Annotated in this window: 18 protein-coding genes; 14 read left to right on the top strand and 4 right to left on the bottom strand. The window is 69.8% G+C overall.

Annotated features, from left to right (window positions below; translation table 11 throughout):
• The first annotated feature begins 28 nt into the window (after positions 1 to 28).
• From AB0J72_RS18345 to AB0J72_RS18335, 3 genes are all read left to right on the top strand, one after another.
• On the top strand, positions 29 to 1,456 hold the full coding sequence (locus AB0J72_RS18345) for a hypothetical protein (protein WP_363400124.1): 1,428 nt from the start codon (positions 29 to 31) through the stop codon (positions 1,454 to 1,456).
• 109 nt (positions 1,457 to 1,565) lie between these two features.
• Complete coding sequence (locus tag AB0J72_RS18340) at positions 1,566 to 1,931, top strand: DUF4288 domain-containing protein (protein ID WP_363400122.1); 366 nt, start codon at positions 1,566 to 1,568, stop codon at positions 1,929 to 1,931.
• Positions 1,932 to 2,080: 149 nt separating this feature from the next.
• Complete coding sequence (locus tag AB0J72_RS18335) at positions 2,081 to 2,797, top strand: hypothetical protein (protein WP_363400120.1); 717 nt, start codon at positions 2,081 to 2,083, stop codon at positions 2,795 to 2,797.
• A 58-nt stretch (positions 2,798 to 2,855) separates the two neighbouring features.
• Here AB0J72_RS18335 and AB0J72_RS18330 read toward each other — a convergent pair whose 3' ends face one another.
• Together AB0J72_RS18330 and AB0J72_RS18325 are read right to left on the bottom strand one after the other, a co-directional pair.
• Positions 2,856 to 3,533, bottom strand: a complete 678-nt coding sequence (locus AB0J72_RS18330) for a FadR/GntR family transcriptional regulator (protein WP_363400119.1) — start codon at positions 3,531 to 3,533, stop codon at positions 2,856 to 2,858.
• A 43-nt stretch (positions 3,534 to 3,576) separates the two neighbouring features.
• Positions 3,577 to 4,689: a C45 family peptidase gene (locus AB0J72_RS18325; protein ID WP_363400117.1), complete on the bottom strand. Its 1,113-nt coding sequence runs from the start codon at positions 4,687 to 4,689 to the stop codon at positions 3,577 to 3,579.
• Positions 4,690 to 4,823: 134 nt separating this feature from the next.
• Between AB0J72_RS18325 and AB0J72_RS18320 the strand changes: the two genes are divergently transcribed.
• The gene (locus AB0J72_RS18320; RefSeq protein ID WP_363400115.1) at positions 4,824 to 5,786 is read left to right on the top strand and encodes an acetylxylan esterase; all 963 of its coding nucleotides are present in this window, start codon (positions 4,824 to 4,826) and stop codon (positions 5,784 to 5,786) included.
• The gene (locus AB0J72_RS18315) at positions 5,783 to 6,727 is read left to right on the top strand and encodes an amidohydrolase family protein (protein ID WP_363400113.1); all 945 of its coding nucleotides are present in this window, start codon (positions 5,783 to 5,785) and stop codon (positions 6,725 to 6,727) included. Before AB0J72_RS18320 ends, AB0J72_RS18315 begins: the two co-directional genes overlap by 4 nt.
• On the opposite strand, the gene AB0J72_RS18310 is transcribed toward AB0J72_RS18315, so the two are convergent.
• Positions 6,678 to 8,282 carry a hypothetical protein gene (locus AB0J72_RS18310; protein WP_363400111.1) on the bottom strand — a complete coding sequence of 535 codons (1,605 nt, stop codon included), beginning with the start codon at positions 8,280 to 8,282 and terminating at the stop codon, positions 6,678 to 6,680. The genes AB0J72_RS18315 and AB0J72_RS18310 overlap by 50 nt on opposite strands.
• Before the next feature lie 376 nt (positions 8,283 to 8,658).
• On the opposite strand from AB0J72_RS18310, the gene AB0J72_RS18305 reads away from it, so the two are divergent.
• The 3 genes from AB0J72_RS18305 to AB0J72_RS18295 are packed head-to-tail and all read left to right on the top strand — an operon-like array spanning position 8,659 to position 11,709.
• A complete protein-coding gene (locus tag AB0J72_RS18305; protein WP_363400109.1) occupies positions 8,659 to 9,924 on the top strand; it encodes an extracellular solute-binding protein in 1,266 nt (421 codons plus the stop codon).
• A gap of 4 nt (positions 9,925 to 9,928) precedes the next feature.
• Positions 9,929 to 10,888: a sugar ABC transporter permease gene (locus tag AB0J72_RS18300; RefSeq protein ID WP_363400107.1), complete on the top strand. Its 960-nt coding sequence runs from the start codon at positions 9,929 to 9,931 to the stop codon at positions 10,886 to 10,888.
• Positions 10,885 to 11,709 carry a carbohydrate ABC transporter permease gene (locus AB0J72_RS18295; protein ID WP_360572160.1) on the top strand — a complete coding sequence of 275 codons (825 nt, stop codon included), beginning with the start codon at positions 10,885 to 10,887 and terminating at the stop codon, positions 11,707 to 11,709. The genes AB0J72_RS18300 and AB0J72_RS18295 overlap by 4 nt, the downstream gene beginning before the upstream one ends.
• On the opposite strand, the gene AB0J72_RS18290 is transcribed toward AB0J72_RS18295, so the two are convergent.
• Positions 11,706 to 12,461: a GntR family transcriptional regulator gene (locus AB0J72_RS18290; protein ID WP_363400105.1), complete on the bottom strand. Its 756-nt coding sequence runs from the start codon at positions 12,459 to 12,461 to the stop codon at positions 11,706 to 11,708. The two genes, AB0J72_RS18295 and AB0J72_RS18290, sit on opposite strands and share 4 nt — an antisense overlap.
• Before the next feature lie 139 nt (positions 12,462 to 12,600).
• Here AB0J72_RS18290 and AB0J72_RS18285 point away from each other — a divergent pair, with 139 nt between their 5' ends.
• The 6 genes from AB0J72_RS18285 to AB0J72_RS18260 all read left to right on the top strand — a co-directional run bounded on the left by AB0J72_RS18285 (position 12,601) and on the right by AB0J72_RS18260 (position 17,421).
• Positions 12,601 to 13,449, top strand: coding sequence for a cupin domain-containing protein (locus AB0J72_RS18285; RefSeq protein ID WP_360572164.1), 849 nt, complete (start codon positions 12,601 to 12,603; stop codon positions 13,447 to 13,449).
• Positions 13,442 to 14,398 carry an ROK family protein gene (locus AB0J72_RS18280; RefSeq protein ID WP_363400103.1) on the top strand — a complete coding sequence of 319 codons (957 nt, stop codon included), beginning with the start codon at positions 13,442 to 13,444 and terminating at the stop codon, positions 14,396 to 14,398. The genes AB0J72_RS18285 and AB0J72_RS18280 overlap by 8 nt, the downstream gene beginning before the upstream one ends.
• A 106-nt stretch (positions 14,399 to 14,504) precedes the next feature.
• On the top strand, positions 14,505 to 14,933 hold the full coding sequence (locus AB0J72_RS18275; RefSeq protein WP_354898377.1) for a DJ-1/PfpI family protein: 429 nt from the start codon (positions 14,505 to 14,507) through the stop codon (positions 14,931 to 14,933).
• 33 nt (positions 14,934 to 14,966) lie between these two features.
• Positions 14,967 to 16,007, top strand: a complete 1,041-nt coding sequence (locus tag AB0J72_RS18270; RefSeq protein WP_344509835.1) for a hypothetical protein — start codon at positions 14,967 to 14,969, stop codon at positions 16,005 to 16,007.
• Between the two features lie 11 nt (positions 16,008 to 16,018).
• Positions 16,019 to 16,684, top strand: a complete 666-nt coding sequence (locus tag AB0J72_RS18265) for a type 1 glutamine amidotransferase domain-containing protein (protein WP_363400100.1) — start codon at positions 16,019 to 16,021, stop codon at positions 16,682 to 16,684.
• Entirely contained in the window at positions 16,681 to 17,421 is a 741-nt protein-coding gene (locus AB0J72_RS18260; RefSeq protein ID WP_363400098.1) for an SDR family oxidoreductase, read from the top strand. Before AB0J72_RS18265 ends, AB0J72_RS18260 begins: the two co-directional genes overlap by 4 nt.
• Positions 17,422 to 17,428: the final 7 nt, after the last annotated feature.

Genomic DNA, 17,428 nt, shown 5'->3' with positions numbered 1-17,428 from the left:
CCGCCGCCATGTTCCTAGCGTCGGTGCCATGATGACACCGCAGCAACGCCGGGCCGTTCGTGTCGTCGTCGGCCTGCTCGTCGCCGGTCTCGCGCTCGGTCTGGCCTTCGCGGCGCTGACCCTGCTCTTCCGCGGCGACGTCCTGGCGTACCAGGAGAGCCGGCACCCGCACGCGGACCGGGCCGAGCTCGCCCGCACCCTGTGGACGCGGCCGATCCCGATCCTCGTCGTCGCCGGACTGTACGTGTGGGTGGCCCGTCAGCTGCTGGCCGGCGCGCGCCGCGCCTACCGCCGGGTCCGCATCGTGTCGGTCCTGGGTTTCGTCGCCGTCGGCTGGCTGCTCGTGTCGGCCGAGTACCCGGCGTGGCTGCGCGCCGTGCAGGGCGTCCAGCTCGCCGTCCTCGCCGCGCTCATCGCCGCCGTCAACCGGCCGGTGGTCCGCGCCGCGTTCCCGCCGGTGCCCGACCCGCGCCCGCGCAACCGCCGCGCCGCGCTGCTGCTGGCCGTCCTCGCCCCGGTCGCCGCCGAGGTCACGCTGGGCACGGTGCCGCTGCGGCTGGCCTGGGCCTGGCTGGTCTTCGCCCCCGTCTACAGCGCCGGCGCCCTGTTCGTGCGCGAGGTGGTCCGCCATACGGGCGGCGGCTACCCGCACCTGCTGCTCATGGGCGTCGCGTACGGCCTGCTCGAGGAGGGCCTGGCCCTGCAGAGCCTGACCAGCCCGCACCTGTACAACGCCGCCGACTGGGCGCCGCGGCTGTTCGGCATCAACACCGCGTACGCGGAGCTGAACCTCGTCTACCACGCGGCCTTCAGCATCGCGGTCCCGGTCGCGCTCACCGAGCTGTGCTTCGCCCGCCACGGCACGGCGCCGTACCTGCGCCGCGGCGGCGTCATCGCGGCCGGCGTCGTCACCCTGCTCGGCGCCGCGCTGCTGCGGGTCGCGGTGCCGCCGAGCGAGGATCCGGGGTACATCATGCCGCTGCCCGCCGTCGTGGGCGTCGCCGCCGCGATCGCCGTGCTGACGCTGCTCGCCCTGCGGGTGCGGGTCCGCCCCGCGCGTCCCGCCACGCCACCCCCGCCCGCGGTCCTGGGCGCGCTCACGGCGGTGACGACGCTGGTGTTCCTCGGCGCGATCTGGCCGTTCGCGGGAGCACGGCAGCCGCTGTTCACCCACGGCGCCTGGGCGCTGCTGCCGATGTGCGGCGCGGCCGTGGTGGCCGCCGCCATGTTCGTCGCGCTGCGCCGCTGGTCCGCGGCCGGCGGCTGGACCTCCCACCACACCGTGGCGGCGTGCACCGGGGCACTGGCCGGTCACACCGTCTTCGGCCTGATCGGCAACGCCGACACCCTGCCGGACCGCGCGTACCTCACCGTGGTCACGGCGCTCACCGTCATCGCCGGCGTCGCGGCCGCGAAGCGCCTCCCCGCCCACGACGTCACCGAGCCTCACTCGTGAACACCAGCGCCGCCGCGCCCCTACTGCTCGGCGGCGAGTGTGCGCGCGGTGGCGGCGGTGTGCGTGAAACGGCTGGTGTTCCTCGCCGCCGGTGTGGATGATCGCCGGCATGGACGGACGCGGTGCCGGCTCGCCGCCGGTGTGGTTCAGCGCGACGGCACGGTTCGCCCACTACACGGAAGACGCCGGCTACTACCTGCCGAGCGTCTCTGTCTACACGTTCAAGGCCACCGATCACGCGGGCGCGCTTGCCCGAGCGTTGGAGCTCGGGCGTGCCGCCGAACAGACCTACGTCAACGCGCACGGCGTCCGCATCCGCGTCGCACTGGTCGAGGTCGAGTCGCTCAACATGATCGGCGACGACCTGGACGGCGCCGAGGTGTTCTGGTGGCCCGGCGAAGAGCAGGACGCATCGCCCTACGTCTGGGACCACACCTTCACGCCCGAACGGTCGACGCCGTACACCGCCATGTAAGCAACCGATCCCGACGTCTTAGAGCGGGTTTGAGAAGTGGGTCTGTTTGTCGTCGGGTGTAACCGCCGGCGTCGATGCCGCCAAGGTAGCCGGACGTCCCGACTGCGGCGTTGCTCATCGGGCCTGACCGACGTGCAGGTCTCGACCGCATGACCGACCTCATCGGCTGCTTGTCGCACCCGACGCCATATCTTGCCTCGGTGACCTACTTCGCGGACCTGACGCCCTACGCGTACTCGCACTTCGACCACGACACCGTCAAACACGACTGGGGCACGCTGCGCTACCGGCCGCGGTACGAGCGGCTCAACGTCGGCTGGCTGGACGCCTCGCAGCCGTTCGACACAGACCCGGTCCCGGACTGGTTCGCCAGCGCGTTGCTCGATGTCATCGGCAACCCATCCGTCAACGAGACGCGCGGCCTCCACGACTGTGAGTTCTGCCCGTCTGACGCGAATGCCATCGCCGATCCGCGGCCAGCCGGCCGACCCTGGCTTGCGTTCCGCGAGATCAGGGTGCCGGCCCGGCCGGGCGTGATGTTCGCGGCGCCAGCGCTGATCTGGCATTACGTCTCCGCTCACGCCTACCGGCCGCCCGCGGAGTTCGTCGAAGCGGTGCAGCGTTACGACGCCGGCTGGGCCACCGAGCCAAGCCCCTGGATCCCGCCCGACGTGGAGCGCAAGGTCTGGAACCGCACCGCCATGAACATCATGATCCCATGTGGGAGCTGCGGTCGGACGTTCGAGTTGCACTTCACTCCGGTCGGGCCTGAACGCAGCGCACCTTCGCTGGCCAGCCAGCAGCTCAGGCAACAGTGTCCCGACCACGACGGCAAGGAGTGGCAATTCTGGGACAAGGTCCGATGACGCTGGCGCCGGCCCGACGACAATAGACCCACTTCTCAAACACGCCCTTGGTGCGCTGCTATTTCCGGCGTCCGGGCTTGGTTACGGTGTCCTCCACGGCGGCCAGGTGGAGCTTCATCGCGTCGGCCGCCGCGGTGGCGTCGCGCTTCGAGATGGCGGCGAGGATGGCGTCGTGCTCGTCGGCCGCCTGGGTCGCCCGGCCCGGTACGGCGGCCGCGGCGATGGCCTGCTCCTGCAGGACCGAGCGGAGCTCCGAGACCAGCCGGGGAAACAGCGGGTTGGCGGTCGCGGTGGCGATGGCCACGTGGAAGTCGGCATCGATGCCGACGCGGATGGAGGGGTCCTGCTCCTCACGGAACCGCACGAGCAGCGCGGTCATCGTCTTGAGGTCGGTCCGCGAACGGCGCTCGGCCGCGAGAGCGGCCAAGGGCACCTCCAGCGTCCGGCGGACCTCGTGCAGGTCGCGGGGGAGGTACTTGCCGGTGAGCAGTTGGGACGGCGCGAACTGCGCGTCGACGAAGGTGCCCTTGCCGGCGTACGAACGGGTGAGGCCGAGCGCGTTCACGCTGTGCAGTGCCTCACGGATCACCGAGCGGCTGACCGCGAACGACTTGGACAGCTCGGCCTCGGAGGGCAGCCGCTGACCCACCGCGAACTCACCCGACTCGATGAGTTCGACGAGTTGCGATCGCACGTGTTCCGCGGCGGTGCGCTGCGCGACAGGGATCACCTTCACGGCTGCCAGGTTAACAGCCTGTCGGGCAGCCGGTCGGTCAGAACTAGGCATCGATGCGCACCGGCGCTGACCAGGTCGACTCGCACGGGCTGCCGGCGGCGTACACCAGCGAGCGAGCCGACAGGTCCATCACGATCCCCGCGATGGTGCAGGTGCGCTCGGCCACGGGCTGGGCCGCGTCCGGGTGCTGGCACACGCTGTGCGGTGCGTCCGCGTGGTCGGCCAGCGCCTCCTGCAGGCTCCCGATCGTGTGCGTGTCGTGTTGCTGCACGCGCGCGGTCAGGTGGTGCAGCCGGTTGCGCGTGTGCGCCTTGCGCTCGAGATAGCGGTCCACCCCCGTGAGACCGTCGACCAGGAAGTGGTTGGCGTGCGTGATTGCGCCGTCGACGGGAGTGATCACGCCGCACGGGCCGTCGCCCGGTCCGGTCTCTATGTCCGCGCAGAACCCGCCTGCGTCCGCGATGAGGTAGTTTGCGGAGTTTGCCCGCGATGTGGATTGAATCCGCTGGGCGGCCTCCGCACCACTGTCGCTGTCGAGCACCGATCGCAGCAGCACGTGGTACGGAACGCCGAACCGGCCCTCGTCCCCGTCCGAGATGAGGGTGTTGGTGCACAGGCCGACCCCGCTGGAGTTGATCCCGACCTTCGCCAGCATCCCGGCCTCGACCACCGTGACGAAGTCCGGCCCGTCGTCCCGGCGCACCTGCAGGACGATCGCGGTTTCCCGGGCCCCCTCGATCCAGTCCCAGTTCTGCCCCATCAGCGCGGCACCGGAGGTCGTGCGCTCGGGGGTGAGCGCGAATGACGTGCACTCGGTGGACGCCAACGCCCGGGCTCGTCCGGGAGCGGCGAACATGATCTCGCTGCGGGTGTTCAGGGCCAGGATGTCGGCCACCTCGACGCCGGCCCCGCGGGCGATCGCCCGGATCTCCCGCGCGGACGCCGGCGAGAAGTCCTCGATGGGACCGGCGAACCGGAGTCCGTGTCGCCGCACCGTGGCCCAGTCCCACGATGCGTAGTGCCGGAACACGTCGGCATAGGTCCGCAACGCGTGCTCGATCCGGGTCTTCGCCGCGAGGCCGTACTGGTATCCCCGCTCTTCCGGGTCACCGGCGACGGCAATGACGTCGTAGCCGGAGGCGACTGTCCGCGCCATGCCCGCTCCTCCACCTGTAGCTCCTGGCTTCACTCGCCTGGCAGGCTATCAGGTTGCATGACAGGTTGTCCCTTCCCCGCCGGGGTCGCAGTTGCTTAGACTCCTGTCGGGCTGTCAGACAGGAGTCATGCAATATGCGGGTGGACCTCCCCCTCGATCAACTGGTGCGGTACGAGTACCCGCACCCCGAGCCCGGGGACTTCGACGCCTTCTGGAGCCGGACCCTGCACGAACAGGGCGCACATCCCCTCAATCCGCGGTTCGAGCGGGTGGACGCCCTGGTCCGGACCGTTGACGTGTACGACGTCACCTTCGGCGGATACGCCGGGGACGACGTACGGGGGTGGCTGCTGCTGCCGCACGAGCGAACCGGCCCCCTGCCGCTCGTGGTGGAGTACCTGGGCTACGGCAGCGGACGTGGGCACCCGGTCGAGTCGCTCGCCTACGCCAGTGCCGGCTTCGCGCACGCCGTCATGGACTCCCGCGGCCAGGGCAGCGCCCTGCGGGCCGGCCACACCGCGGACCCGCACGGGGCGGGCCCGTCCGCGCCGGGGTTCATGACCCGCGACATCCTCGATCCCGAGCGGTACTACTACCGCCGCCTGTTCACCGACGCGTACCGGTTCGTCGATGCCGTGACGACCCACGAGGCCGTGGCGCGCGACCGGATCACGGTGACGGGACGCAGCCAGGGGGGTGCCATGGCACTCGTGGCGGCCGGCCTGCGGGACGATGTCCGCCTGGCGATGCCGCACGTGCCGTTCCTGTCCGCCTTCCGGCGCGCGGTCGAGGTGACGGACCACAGTCCCCATGGGGAGATCGTCAAATGGCTGGCCGCCCACCGCGGTTCGGTGGAGCGCGCCTTCGAGACCCTCGCCTATTTCGACGCCGTGTCCTTCGCCCGGCGAGCCACCTGTCCCGGCCGGTTCTGCGTCGCCCTGCATGACGTCGTGAGCCCGCCTTCCACCGTTTTCGCTGCATACAATGCCTATGCCGGGCCCAAGGAGATGACCGTGTGGCAGTTCAACGGCCACGAGGCGGGCGGGCCCGAAGACCTGTTGCGAACCATCCGTGCCGTCCGAGAGCTGGTGTCATGACCATCGTCGACTTTCATCACCACGCGCCATTGGCGTCCTACGTCAGCCGGTTGACGGCGCTGGGAATCCAGGCTCAGCCGGGCGCACCGTTTCCGGTGTGGGAGCCGGCGGACTCGGTCCGGATGATGGATCGGCTGGGCATCGACCTGGCCGTGCTGTCCGTCGCCTCACCCGGGTTCTACTTCGGCGATCAGAGCTTCACCACGGACCTGTGCCGGGACACCAACGACGAGCTCACCGAGGTGGTCCGCGACGGCGACGGGCGGTTCGCGGCGGTTGCCTGCCTGCCGCTGCCCTCGGTCGACGCCGCGCTCACCGAGATCGAGCGGGTGTTCGACCGGCCGGAGTTCGTCGGCGTCGGCCTGCTCACCAGCTACGCCGGGTCGTACGTCGGCCATCCCAAATTCGACGGCCTGCTGGAGACCCTGAACGACCGGGGTGCCTTCATCCACGTGCACCCGGTGCTGCCCGCGTGGTGGCCCGAGGGTGAGATCCCCATCCGGCCGTCGGTCCTGGAGTATCTCTTCGACTCGACGCGCCTCATCACGAACCTGCTCCTCACCGATGTGCCGCGCCGATTTCCGCGGATCCGGTGGGTCTTCTCGCACTGCGGTGGCGCGATGCCGGTCGTCGCTCCGCGCATGGTGCTGGCCGAAGGCATGCCGGAGCTCGCGGCCGTCGCCGGGCAGGGCGTCCTGCGCGCGCTGGCGGCGTTCCGCTATGACACCGCCCTGTCTCACACCGCCGCCGACCTGGGCGCGCTGCTGTCCTTCGTCGACGACTCGCGGGTCGTGCTGGGAACGGACTTCCCGTTCTCGTCGCTCGACGAGGTGGCCGAGCGCTTCGCCCTCCTGCGCGAGTATCTCGGCGACAAGCATCGTTCGGCCGTGCTCACCGAGAATGCCCGCGAGCTCGTCGGCGACCGGGGGCGGACGCGGTGACCCGGGCCGGCGGCTGGATGGTCAGCGCCCGGTAGATGGCCGCCTGCTCGGGGCTCAGCGGCGTGGTCTGGGTGACGGTGCCGGCCGGACCGGTGAGGGTCACCTGGGCCACCCGCCCGAGCTGCCGGTTGATGGTCCGCCAGGTTTGACCGCAGGACTGCTCGGCGACGCGGGTCAGCAGCAGGGCCAGCCACCAGATCAGCACGTGCGCGCGGATGCGGTCTCCCGAGTGGTGGGCGGCCGCTCCGGGCAGCAGCCGCGCCTTGAGGTCACGAGCTTCCAGGAGGTTCTTGTAGCCCAAGGCGACGTCTTCGGCGCTGACGTGCGGGTCGGAGGTGGCGATGAGGTACTTGCCGTCGAGCCTGGCCTCGGTCTTGACCTTCGCCAGGTCCACCTTCAGGCGTCCGTCGGGCCGCCGGATCAGCCAGCGGCCGAGGGTGGGGTGGTCGCGTAGCGCGCACTCGGCCCGCACGCGGCCGGCTTCGTCTCCGGCGCACTGGTCGGCGATCCGGGCCAGTTCGGCTTGGACGTGGACGATTGCCTCGTCGCGCTGCCGGCGGTCGCGCTGTGCCTGATCCGGGTCGTGGCAGACGACGAACCGGGCGTCCTGACCCTCGATGCGGACCTCTCGCACGCGCAGATCGTCGCGGACGTACCGGTAGCGGCCCGAGCGGGACAACACCGCCTCGACGAGGCGGTTGCCGTCGCACATACGCATCCCGGCCATGTAGTGATCGCCGGCGCGGCCCAGACCGGCCAGGTCGTCCGCGCCGGAGAAGCCGCGCTCGACCACGGTGATGACCCGGCCCGGATGCCGGTCCAGCAGGTCGTCGCGGACCTCGGCCGGGACGGAGCCGGCACCGGCGCCACCCGGCCAGCACCAGCAGCGGACCGGGATGCCTTCCTTGGTCGCGGCCAGGCCGATGACGATCCGCTCCCCGTCGTCGCAGGCGAACTCGACGGTGTCGAAGAACAACGGTTCGAGCCGGTCGGTCACGGCGAGGAACAGCGACTCCTGCACCCGCGCCTGCGTGCCCGCGTCCACGAGCAGATCCATCGCCCGGCGGACGTGTTCATCGTCCATCGTGGACAGTCCCGGCACGGCGGCCTCCTCGCGCACCCATTCCGTGGCCGGCAGCCCGCTCATCGGAGCCACCGCCCGGTGGGCGACCAGCGCGAACAACACCCGTTCCAGGTTGGCGGTGAACCGCCGCGCGCCGGTGGCCGCACGCACTGCCGCGCCCACGTCGAGGCGGTGCCACAGCGCGTCGAGCAGCCAGGTGGCTCCGATGGTCCGGACATCGACGACCTCCAGCGACGCGGCCCTGGCGGCCGCACCCGCCGACGCGGCACCGGCCGGATCGTCGCCGCCGAAGTGCCTGCTGATCGACGCGGCCAGCCGCTGCAGCCCGGCCACGTCAACCTGGTCCTCCCGGCCCAGGTTCATCAGTACGTCCGGCTTGATCTGCCCGTCCACCCGCCGGTTGTGGGCCAGGGCGACATAGCGCACCACCGCGCCGTCGGCGTTGGTCCGCGAGGTGAACCGCAGGAACATGCCTACGACCAAACCATTCTTGACCTGCTAGCACAAGGTCAAGATACTGAGTCGTGTTACTACATGTGCATCCTTTCGAGCCGCCTTGCGGCCGTCCGACACCGCTCTGACCAGCGGTGATACTAAACTGATCACTCCCGCGTGTGTACCAAACTGGGGGCTCCGGGCGCAAGGAAACTTCGTAACGAACCGAGCGGAGGCCCTTGCGATCCACCTCACCACGGTGCACCCTGAGGGACAACTTATCCGGCTGTCAGACAGCCGGGCAGGTTGACAGGTCCGGAGGCACCGCGTACCCCGCGCTTGGCAGGTCTTCGGTCCCCAGCAGAGGAGAGCAGCGATGCGTGCAAGGAAGTTATGGCGCGGCCGTCTCGCCGTGGCCATCGGGCTGGCGGGGGCCCTGACCCTCGCGGCCTGTGGTGGAGCAAGCGACTCGGGCGCGAACAGTTCGGGCGAGATCAAGGGAAGCATCGACTTCTGGATGGGCGACCCCATCGGGGACGCCCAGCAGCCAATCATGCAGAAGCTGGCGGACGACTACGCCGCCGCACACCCGGGGACCAAGGTGAACCTCCGGTTCCTCGGTAAAGACGCACACCAGACGTACCTGACCTCGATCGCCGGCGGCAGCGTTCCCTGTGTCGCGCTCATCGGCAACACCTGGACCCCCGAGTTTGCGGCACTCAACGCCCTCGAGGTCTACGCCAACGACCCCAAGACGCTGCAGGGCACCTACGTGCCCGGCATGATCGAGTCGACCATCTTCAAGGGCAAGTCGTACGCCGTTCCCTACGACACCGGTGTCCGCGCCCTGATCTACCGCAAGGACATGCTCGAGGCGATCGGTAAGACCGCGGCCCCCGCCACCTGGCAGGAGCTGCGCGAGGACGCTCTCGCCATCCAGGCGAAGCACCAGGGCGTCAACGGGTTCGGCATCATCGGCGGCGCGCACTGGTACTACCTGCCGCTGATCTGGAACTGGGGCGGGGAGATCGCCAAGCAGAGCGGCGACAAGTGGGTCTCCGAGGCCGGCTCGGCGCAGTCCGTCCAGGCGTTCCAGTTCTACTCCGACCTGCTGACCAAGGATCGCCTGTCGCCCGCCGGCGCATCGGCCTGGACCGCGGCCGACGTCGACAAGTCCATGGGCCTGGGCCAGACGGCGATGATGGTCGGCGGATCGTGGGATCTGCGGACCATTCTCAAGCAGAGCCCCGATCTGGAGGGCAAGCTGGGCACGGCCGTCCTGCCCAAGGGCCCGGGCGGGAACAACGACACGTTCGCCGGCGGCAGCAACCTCGCCGTGTTCCGCGAGTGCAACAACAAGGCGGTGGCGAACGACTTCGTGAAGTTCATGATGACCAAGGAGAACCTCGTGCCGGTCACCTCGAACCTGGGCCTGCTCCCGGCGACGAACGACGCGCTGGCCCAGGAGAAGGCCACCGGGTCGTTCTCCGCCTCTCTGTTCAAGGCGTACGCCGAACAGGCCGACCACACCCGTTCGATTCCGCCGGTGGCCACCTGGGGCAAGGTCGAGGGGGCCAACTCCATCGTGAACGCCATGCAATCGATCATGAGCGGCAAGAAGACGGCCGACGTCGCCATGAAGGAACTCGCGGACCAGGTGAACCAGGCAATTGGTTGAGAATGTGAAGACCACGATCCGTCGCGCGGCGTCCTCGGCCATCCCGAGGGCGCTGCGCGCGCCGCGCTTGCCGCACAGGCAGCAGAGCTTCGAGAAACGATTCCTGCCGTGGGCCTTCCTGGCGCCCCTGCTCGCGGTGATCGTCGGCGTGGTCGGATACCCCGTGGCGCGCACGATCTGGCTGTCGTTCTTCGACGGTGAGTACCTGCAGAGTGGACCGTTCGTCGGGCTGCAGAACTACCGCGACATCTTCGCCGACCCGAACTACACCGCCGCGCTGCTGCGCACGACCCTGTTCGCGGCCGCGGTGGTCGTCACCACGATCCTGCTGAGCCTGGCCATCGCCCTGGTCCTCGACTCCGCACCCCGCGCGGCCAGGGTGCTCAGCGTCATCGTGCTGCTCCCGTGGGCCATGCCGCGGGTCGCATCGGGCATCGTCTGGAAGTGGCTGTTCGACGACCAGTACGGCGTGGTCAACTGGCTGCTGGTCAACTGGTTCGGCCTCGACTCCTTCAAGGGCTACTCCTGGTTCAGCACGGGTACACCGGCCATGGTGGCCATCACGGTCGCCGTCGTCTGGCACTCGGTCCCCTTCGTGGCGGTCTCCCTGTTCGCCGGGCTGCGTGGCACCCACGGTGAAGTGGTGGAGGCGGCCCGGGTCGACGGCGCCAGCGCATGGCAGATCCTGCGACGGATCCGGCTGCCGATGATCCGTCCGCTGCTGGTCGTGATGACCACGATCTCGACCATCTGGGCGTATCAGTCCTTCGACCACTTCCTGGTGATGACCACACCGGCCGGCGGCCCGGACCACTCGACCGAGGTGTTGTCCCTGCTGACCTGGCTCGAGGCGTTCGCCCAGCTCGACCAGGGCTCCGCCGCGGCCATGGCCGTGGTCCTGTTCCTCATGCTGGCCGCGGTGAGCGTGCTGTACGTCCGGCTGAACCGAGAGGACGTTCGATGACGTCGCTGTTGCGCCGTGGTGCGCTGTTCCTGCTCGTTGCCGTGATCGTGGTGAGCAGCCTGTTCCCGTTCTTCTGGATGCTGGTCACGTCGGTCAAGCCCGACAGCGAGCTGTTCACCCGCACCCCGCGGTTCATCGTCACGTCGCCGACCGTGGAGCGGTACACGCACCTGCTCGACGGCAACATCCCCACCCAGTTCCGCAACTCCCTCATCGTCGCCGTGGCGACGACGGTGCTGACCGGCCTGATCGCCCTGCTGGCGGGCTACGCCCTGGCCCGCTACCGGCTGCGGACCCGGCACATCCTCACGGTCGTCATCCTCGTCACGCAGTTGCTGCCGCAGACCATCCTCGTCATCCCGTTGTTCACGCTGTTCCGCAACGCCGGCCTGCTCAACACGTTCCAGGGGCTGACCCTGAGCCACCTGGCTCTGACCGTGGGCCTGTGTACGTTCATGCTGCGCTCGTTCGTCGTGGAGATCCCGTACGAGCTGGAAGAGGCCGCTCTGGTCGACGGGGCGAGCCGGCTACGCGCCGTCTGGTCGATCGTGTTCCCGCTGGCCTGGCCGGGGCTGGCCGCGAGCTCCGTCTACGCGTTCATCACGTCGTGGAACGAGCTCATGTTCTCGGCGACGTACATGCAGCGGCCCGCGATCGAAACGCTCCCCGTCGCCCTGCAGCAGTACTTCTCCAGCTACTACACCGACTGGGGCGGAGTGATGGCGGCGAGCGTGATCTTCACGATCCCCGTGGTGATCTTCTTCCTCGTCGTGCAGAAGCGGCTGATGCAGGGAATGGCATCGGGCGCGATGAAGGGCTAGAAGCGGAACAGGGACGCCTGGAACCGGTAGGAGTCCCCGCGGTACAGCTGGCGGCCCACGTCGAAGCACTGATCGTGCTGGTCGAAGGTCTTCTGGTAGCCGACCAGCACCGGATCACCGGGCTCGAGGCCGAGCACCTTGGCCTCGCGCGCCTTGACCGCCTCCGCCGCGAGCTCGTAGTCGCACCGGCTGGCCGCGATGTCATACCGGTCGCGCAGCACGTCGTAGAGCGACTGGCCGGTGAAGTCGACGTCCTCGATGCCGGGCACCCGGGCGGCATCGAGGCACGAGTGGTCGACGCTGAGCGGCGAGCCGTCCAGGAACCTGACCCGGCGCAGGTCGACCACCGGCTGGGCGGCGTCGATGCCCAGGACCTCCGCCTCGGCCAGGGTGGCCGGGCGGACCGTGGCCCGCACGACCCGGGACGTCGCCTCCATGCCGCGCTCGCGCGCGACCTCGCTGAGCCCGCGCAGCCGGTTGGGCTCGTGCACGAGCCGGTTCTCGCCGACGAACCAGCCGCGCTGCGGCGACGGCAGGATCCGCCCGGCATCGGCCAGGGCGCTGAGCACCTGCCGCAGCGTGGCCCGGCTGACCCCGAGCTCGGCGGCCAGGGTGCGCTCGCCGGGCAGCCGGCTGCCGGCCGGGAACTGCCCCACGGTCAGCGCTTCCTGGAGGGCGCGGTAAGCCTCGACCGCGTTGTTGCGGCCCTCCACCCGGGCCGGGGAGACCTTGAGGTCGAGTGCCTTCGCCACGGCTGCCACTCCTCGCTTGGTTCGTGTGTGCGCTGCATCCTAGCGCCCTTGCCGCGCATGGCGGATCCGATTGACACGCACGACCCGGTCCACCAGACTGGTCTAGAATACAGACCAGTTGGTGTCACGAGAGGGCGACATGACAGACGAGAGCATCCGTGAGCCGCAGGTCCTTCGATACCGGGACCTCGAGCGGCGCACGTGGGGCGACGAGACCACCGGACGGCTGTGCGACTGGTTCTACGCCGACGACGCAACGATGAACCTCAATATTGTGGGCATGCCGCCGAACGGCTCTGCGATCTCCTCGCCGGAGCACCCCACGGTGTTCGGCGCCGACGAGCTCTTCTACGTGCTCGAAGGGCGCATGGTCCAGAGCAACCCGGTCACCGGCGAGGTCTTCGTGGTCAACCCCGGCGAGGCCATCTTCTTCCGCAAGGACACCTGGCACTACCAGTGGAACCACAGCAACACGCAGCTGCGGATGCTGGAGTTCTTCCAGCCGGCCCCCAAGGCCGGAACGGGTGGCGCCTACGCGCGCGCCCAGCCCCCGCTCGACGGCCCGCCGAAGCAGGGCCAGGACGAGCTGCTCGGCAACTGGCCGATGGCCCGCGACCTTCCGCGCGAGCGGACCACCTGGATGATCCGGGAGGCCGACATCCTCTGGCGGATGGAGGGCACCACGCGGGGCCGCGAGATCCTCGTGGGCATCCTGGCCAGCACCGAGCACCTCACCGGCGGGAAGATGTCGTTCCTGGGCGGCCAGCGCAGCGACGTGTACAGCCACGGCGCCGACAAGGTGATCTTCGTGGAGTCGGGCAACCTGCACGTCGAGCTGACCGGCACGAAGAAGTGGGTCGAGCTGGACGCCTGGGACGGTGTGCGGATCCCGGCCGGCACGCCGCACTCGTTCTACAACATGAGCCACGAGCCCGCCACGTGCCTCTTCTCGGTGGCCGGCGAGTACCGGCCGGGCTGCGTTGCCTGACATCGCGGTCGGGGGCGGTCACGACACCATCGTGGCCGCCGTCGACTGGGGTGGGACCTGGATCCGGGCGGCCGCCGTGTCCGGCGGCCGGATCGTGCGCAAGGACCGCCGCGCCAAGCCGGCGAGCCTGGCCGAGCAGTACGCCACCGTCGCCGAGATGGTCCTGCGCACCACCGCGGGCCTGGGCCAGCCTCCGGCGGCGGTGGGCGTGGGACTCGCGGGCGTGGTGCAGGAAGGCATCGTCGGCACCGCCGTCAACCTCGGTTTCACCGACGGGACCGACGTCGCGGCGGCACTGCGCCCGCACCTGCCGCTGCCCACCTATCTGCTCAACGACGCGCAGGCGACCGCGCTGGGTGTGGCGGCGCGCTGGCCGCACGGCACGACCGCCGTTCTGACCATGGGCACCGGCATCGGCGGAGCGGTGATCAGGGACGGCTCGCTGGACCCCGGGCTCGGCAGTGCCGGCGACTTCGGCCATGTGGTGGTCGATGTGTACGGCCCCCGCTGCCCCTGCGGCGGCACTGGCTGCCTCGAGGCGCTGGTCTCCGGACGGGTCCTGGCCGAAGCCGCGGTCGCGCTCGCGGAGGACGGGTTGAGTCCTCCGCTCGCCGCCCGCGCACTGCTCGGACGCGCCCTGCATGCGGGAGACCTGCAGGACGCCGCCGAGAGCGGCGACGGCCAGGCGGCCGGCGTGCTCGACCGGTCCGCGTTCGCCCTGTCCGCCGGCCTGCGCACGATCGTCGCGACGCACGATCCGCAGCGCATCGTCCTTGCCGGGGCGCCCCTGGCCCCGGACACGTGGTTCGGCCGGGCGGTGCGAACTTACTGGGACCGCGCCCGGCCGCGCTGGGCCCGCACGGAGCTGCACCACGTGGGCGACGACGAGGAGGCGGCACTGCTCGGGGCGGCGTCGCACGCACTCGACAGGCTCACCGCGGCTTTGTAGTGGCTCAGCCCGGCTCCTGACGAACTTCCCAGCCGATCCATCGTGTGGCAAACTGCAACTGGTTCATGTACTAGACCAGTTCTCTTGAGAGGCCAGGTCAATCCCCATGACGTTGTCCAACCGTTCGATCGTCGTCTTCGCGTTCGACGGCTACCAGGAGCTCGAGTTCTGGTACCCGGTCCTGCGCGCCCGGGAGGAGGGGGCGGAGGTCAAGGTCGTCGGTCCGGGGGACGGCCCGTGTGAGAGCCACCTGGGCTACCCGATCCTCGGGGACACGGTCCCGGGCGAGGTCGTGTCCGAGGACGTGGACGCACTGGTCGTGCCGGGGACGGTGACCGGCCGCCCGGCGGCCAGCGACGAGCAGGTGGCGCTCCTGCGCCGGTTGCGCGCCGCTGAGGTGCCCATCTTCGCCAGCGGCTCCGGCGCCCACCTGGTCCGGGAGCTCGTCCTCGACGTCGATCCCGACCGCGTCGCGGTGGACGCCGACGCCCTTCCCTCCCTGTTCACCCGGCTGCGGACCGAGCTGGCCGGCTGAGCCCCGCTCGCCGACGTCGAAGGAGCGTTCGTCATGCAGATCTTCCGTACCGTGCTCGGTGACGTCCCGGCCGAGGAGTCGGGCCGCATCCTCACCCACGAGCACCTGCTCTACGGCTACCCCGGGGCCGAACTGGACCACCGGACCGTGTTCGACCACCCCGCCGCCGTCGAGCGGGTCAGCGACCAGATCGTCACCGGCATGATCCCCAACGGCTACAACACCCTCATCGACATGACCCCGGCCGAGGTCGGCCGCCACCCGCAGTTCATGGTGGACGTCGCCAAGCGCACCGGCATCAACGTCGTGGCGATCACCGGGTTCTTCCCGGAACGCATGGGCGTGCCGTACTACTGGCGCCGGCAGACCGTCGAGGAGCTGACCGACTTCTTCGTGCGTGACCTCACCGAGGGCATGGTGTTCGCCTGGCAGCAGACGCCGTACAAGGCCGGCGCCATCAAGATCGCCACTGGTCAGGAGAGCGTCTTTCCCAAGCCGAGCCCGGTGGGCGCGTACGGCCGCCACGTCCACGAGGTGGAGGACCGCCTGATCCGGGCGGCCGGCAAGGCGGCCATGGCGACCGGCTGCGGCATCAACACCCACATCGACCCGATGGACTTCGAGGTCACGAACCCGGGACGCGAGCAGCTCGAGATCCTCGACGAGGTCGGCATGGACCTCTCCAAGGTGATCATCGGCCACGCCTTCGTGCCGCCGCAGGTCAACATGATGCGCGAGGTCCTCAAGATGGGCGCGAACGTCCAGCTGGACCACATCGGCATTCCCTGGCGCGTCGGCAGCGCGGAAGAGCTGGACGAGGCGATGGCCAACGCCCTCATCGAGCTCATCGAGGACGGCTACCTGAACCGCATCGTCCTGTCGTTCGACCGGTGGTTCTTCAACCCCCGGGCCACGGTCACCGAGACCGACCCGCAGCTGGAGAACGAGAAGGTCAACCTCAACTACATGTTCACCAGCTGGGTGCCGCGCCTGAAAGCCAAGGGCGTCACCGACGAGCAGCTCGACCAGATCATGATTCACAACCCCCGACGCATCCTGTCGATTGCGGTCTGACGGAGGACTGAATGGAACTGCAGAAGGCTCGAGTCGCCGTCCTGGCCGAGAACCTGTACCAGGAGCTGGAGCTGTGGTATCCGGTCCTGCGGCTGCGGGAGGCCGGTGTACGGGTCACGATCGTGGGCTCCCGCGCGGGCGAGGTGTACGCCAGCAAGCTGGGCTACCCGGCGGTGGCCGAGGTCGGCATCGCGGACGTGTCGCCCGACGACTTCGACGCGGTGATCGTGCCCGGCGGGTTCTCGCCCGAGTACCTGCGCCGGGAACCGCGCTTCGTCGAGTTCGTCCGCGCCCTGAACGACCGGGCCGCCCCGGTCGCGGCGATCTGCCACGCGGGATGGCTGCTGGCGACGGCGGACATCGTGAAGGGGCGGGCCGTCACGTCGGTCCCCGTCATCAAGGACGACGTGATTCACGCCGGCGGCGACTGGCGCAATGAGGCCGTCGTGGTCGACGGCAACCTCATCACCTCGCAGCTGCCCAACGACCTGCCCCAGTTCCTCACCCGGATCCTCGACGCCCTGGCCGACAGCGACGCGAAGGGCGGTGACGTCCCGGCCGTCGTCCGCGATGCCACGCCGAGCTCGGCGGTCTACCGCGCGGCCGCCGTGGTGAAGAACCGTGCGGCCGGGCCGGGATCGGCCAACTATCGGGCGTACGCGGTGGCGGGCGAGTGACCGTCGCGCTGGTCGCCGGCGGCGCCACCGGCATCGGACGGGCAACCGTGCGGGCCCTGCGCGCCGCCGGGACCGACGTCTACCTGGCCGACGTCAATGACTCGGCGGCCCGGGAAGTGGCGGCGCAGGAGGCCCCGGGGCGGATCGTCGTGGGGCACCACGACCTGGCCGACCGGCACGCGCCGAAGGCCGCCGTGGACGCCGCCCTGGAGGCGTTCGAGCGGCTCGACCACGTTGTCGTGACCGCCGGTCTGCACGTCGTCGCTCCCCTGGAGGCCTTCGCGTTCGAGGCGTGGGAAGCGACCATGGCGGTGAACGTGCGGGCGCCCTACCTGCTGGCCCAGGCGGCCGTGGCGGCGCTGGCGGACACCCGCGGAAGCATCGTGTTCACGGGCTCGACCGCGGCCCACCGCGGCAGCCCCGGCACGTTCGCCTATGCCGCGTCCAAGGGTGCGCTCATCAGCCTGACTCGCTCGTTGGCGGTCGAGCTCGCGGGTCGCGGAGTTCGCGTCAACAGCGTGTGTCCTGGGTGGATCGACACCCCGTTCAACGATCCGTACTGGGACGCCCAGGCCGACACCGACGCCGCCCTGAACGGCATCGTCGCGCGGGTGCCGCTGGGCCGGCAGGGCGATCCGGAGGAGGTGGCCGCCCTCATCGTGTACCTGCTCGGTCCGGGCTCGGCCTATCTGACGGGACAGTCCGTGATCATCGATGGCGGCCTGCTCTCCGCCTGAGCACTCA

This window comes from Dactylosporangium sp. NPDC049742, assembly GCF_040674675.1.
GTDB lineage: Bacteria > Actinomycetota > Actinomycetes > Mycobacteriales > Micromonosporaceae > Dactylosporangium > Dactylosporangium maewongense.
Note: the sequence above shows the minus strand (reverse complement) of the source record. Positions and strands in the feature narration are given on the sequence as shown.

Excerpts from the sequence above, each read along its gene's own strand:
- AB0J72_RS18335 (WP_363400120.1), top strand. The coding sequence starts at position 2,081 with ATGACCGACCTCATCGGCTGCTTGTCGCACCCGACGCCATATCTTGCC.
- AB0J72_RS18265 (WP_363400100.1), top strand. The coding sequence starts at position 16,019 with ATGGAACTGCAGAAGGCTCGAGTCGCCGTCCTGGCCGAGAACCTGTAC.
- AB0J72_RS18295 (WP_360572160.1), top strand. The coding sequence starts at position 10,885 with ATGACGTCGCTGTTGCGCCGTGGTGCGCTGTTCCTGCTCGTTGCCGTG.
- AB0J72_RS18285 (WP_360572164.1), top strand. The coding sequence starts at position 12,601 with ATGACAGACGAGAGCATCCGTGAGCCGCAGGTCCTTCGATACCGGGAC.
- AB0J72_RS18345 (WP_363400124.1), top strand. The coding sequence starts at position 29 with ATGATGACACCGCAGCAACGCCGGGCCGTTCGTGTCGTCGTCGGCCTG.
- AB0J72_RS18310 (WP_363400111.1), bottom strand. The coding sequence starts at position 8,282 with ATGTTCCTGCGGTTCACCTCGCGGACCAACGCCGACGGCGCGGTGGTG.
- AB0J72_RS18315 (WP_363400113.1), top strand. The coding sequence starts at position 5,783 with ATGACCATCGTCGACTTTCATCACCACGCGCCATTGGCGTCCTACGTC.
- AB0J72_RS18340 (WP_363400122.1), top strand. The coding sequence starts at position 1,566 with ATGGACGGACGCGGTGCCGGCTCGCCGCCGGTGTGGTTCAGCGCGACG.
- AB0J72_RS18320 (WP_363400115.1), top strand. The coding sequence starts at position 4,824 with ATGCGGGTGGACCTCCCCCTCGATCAACTGGTGCGGTACGAGTACCCG.
- AB0J72_RS18275 (WP_354898377.1), top strand. The coding sequence starts at position 14,505 with ATGACGTTGTCCAACCGTTCGATCGTCGTCTTCGCGTTCGACGGCTAC.
- AB0J72_RS18325 (WP_363400117.1), bottom strand. The coding sequence starts at position 4,689 with ATGGCGCGGACAGTCGCCTCCGGCTACGACGTCATTGCCGTCGCCGGT.
- AB0J72_RS18270 (WP_344509835.1), top strand. The coding sequence starts at position 14,967 with ATGCAGATCTTCCGTACCGTGCTCGGTGACGTCCCGGCCGAGGAGTCG.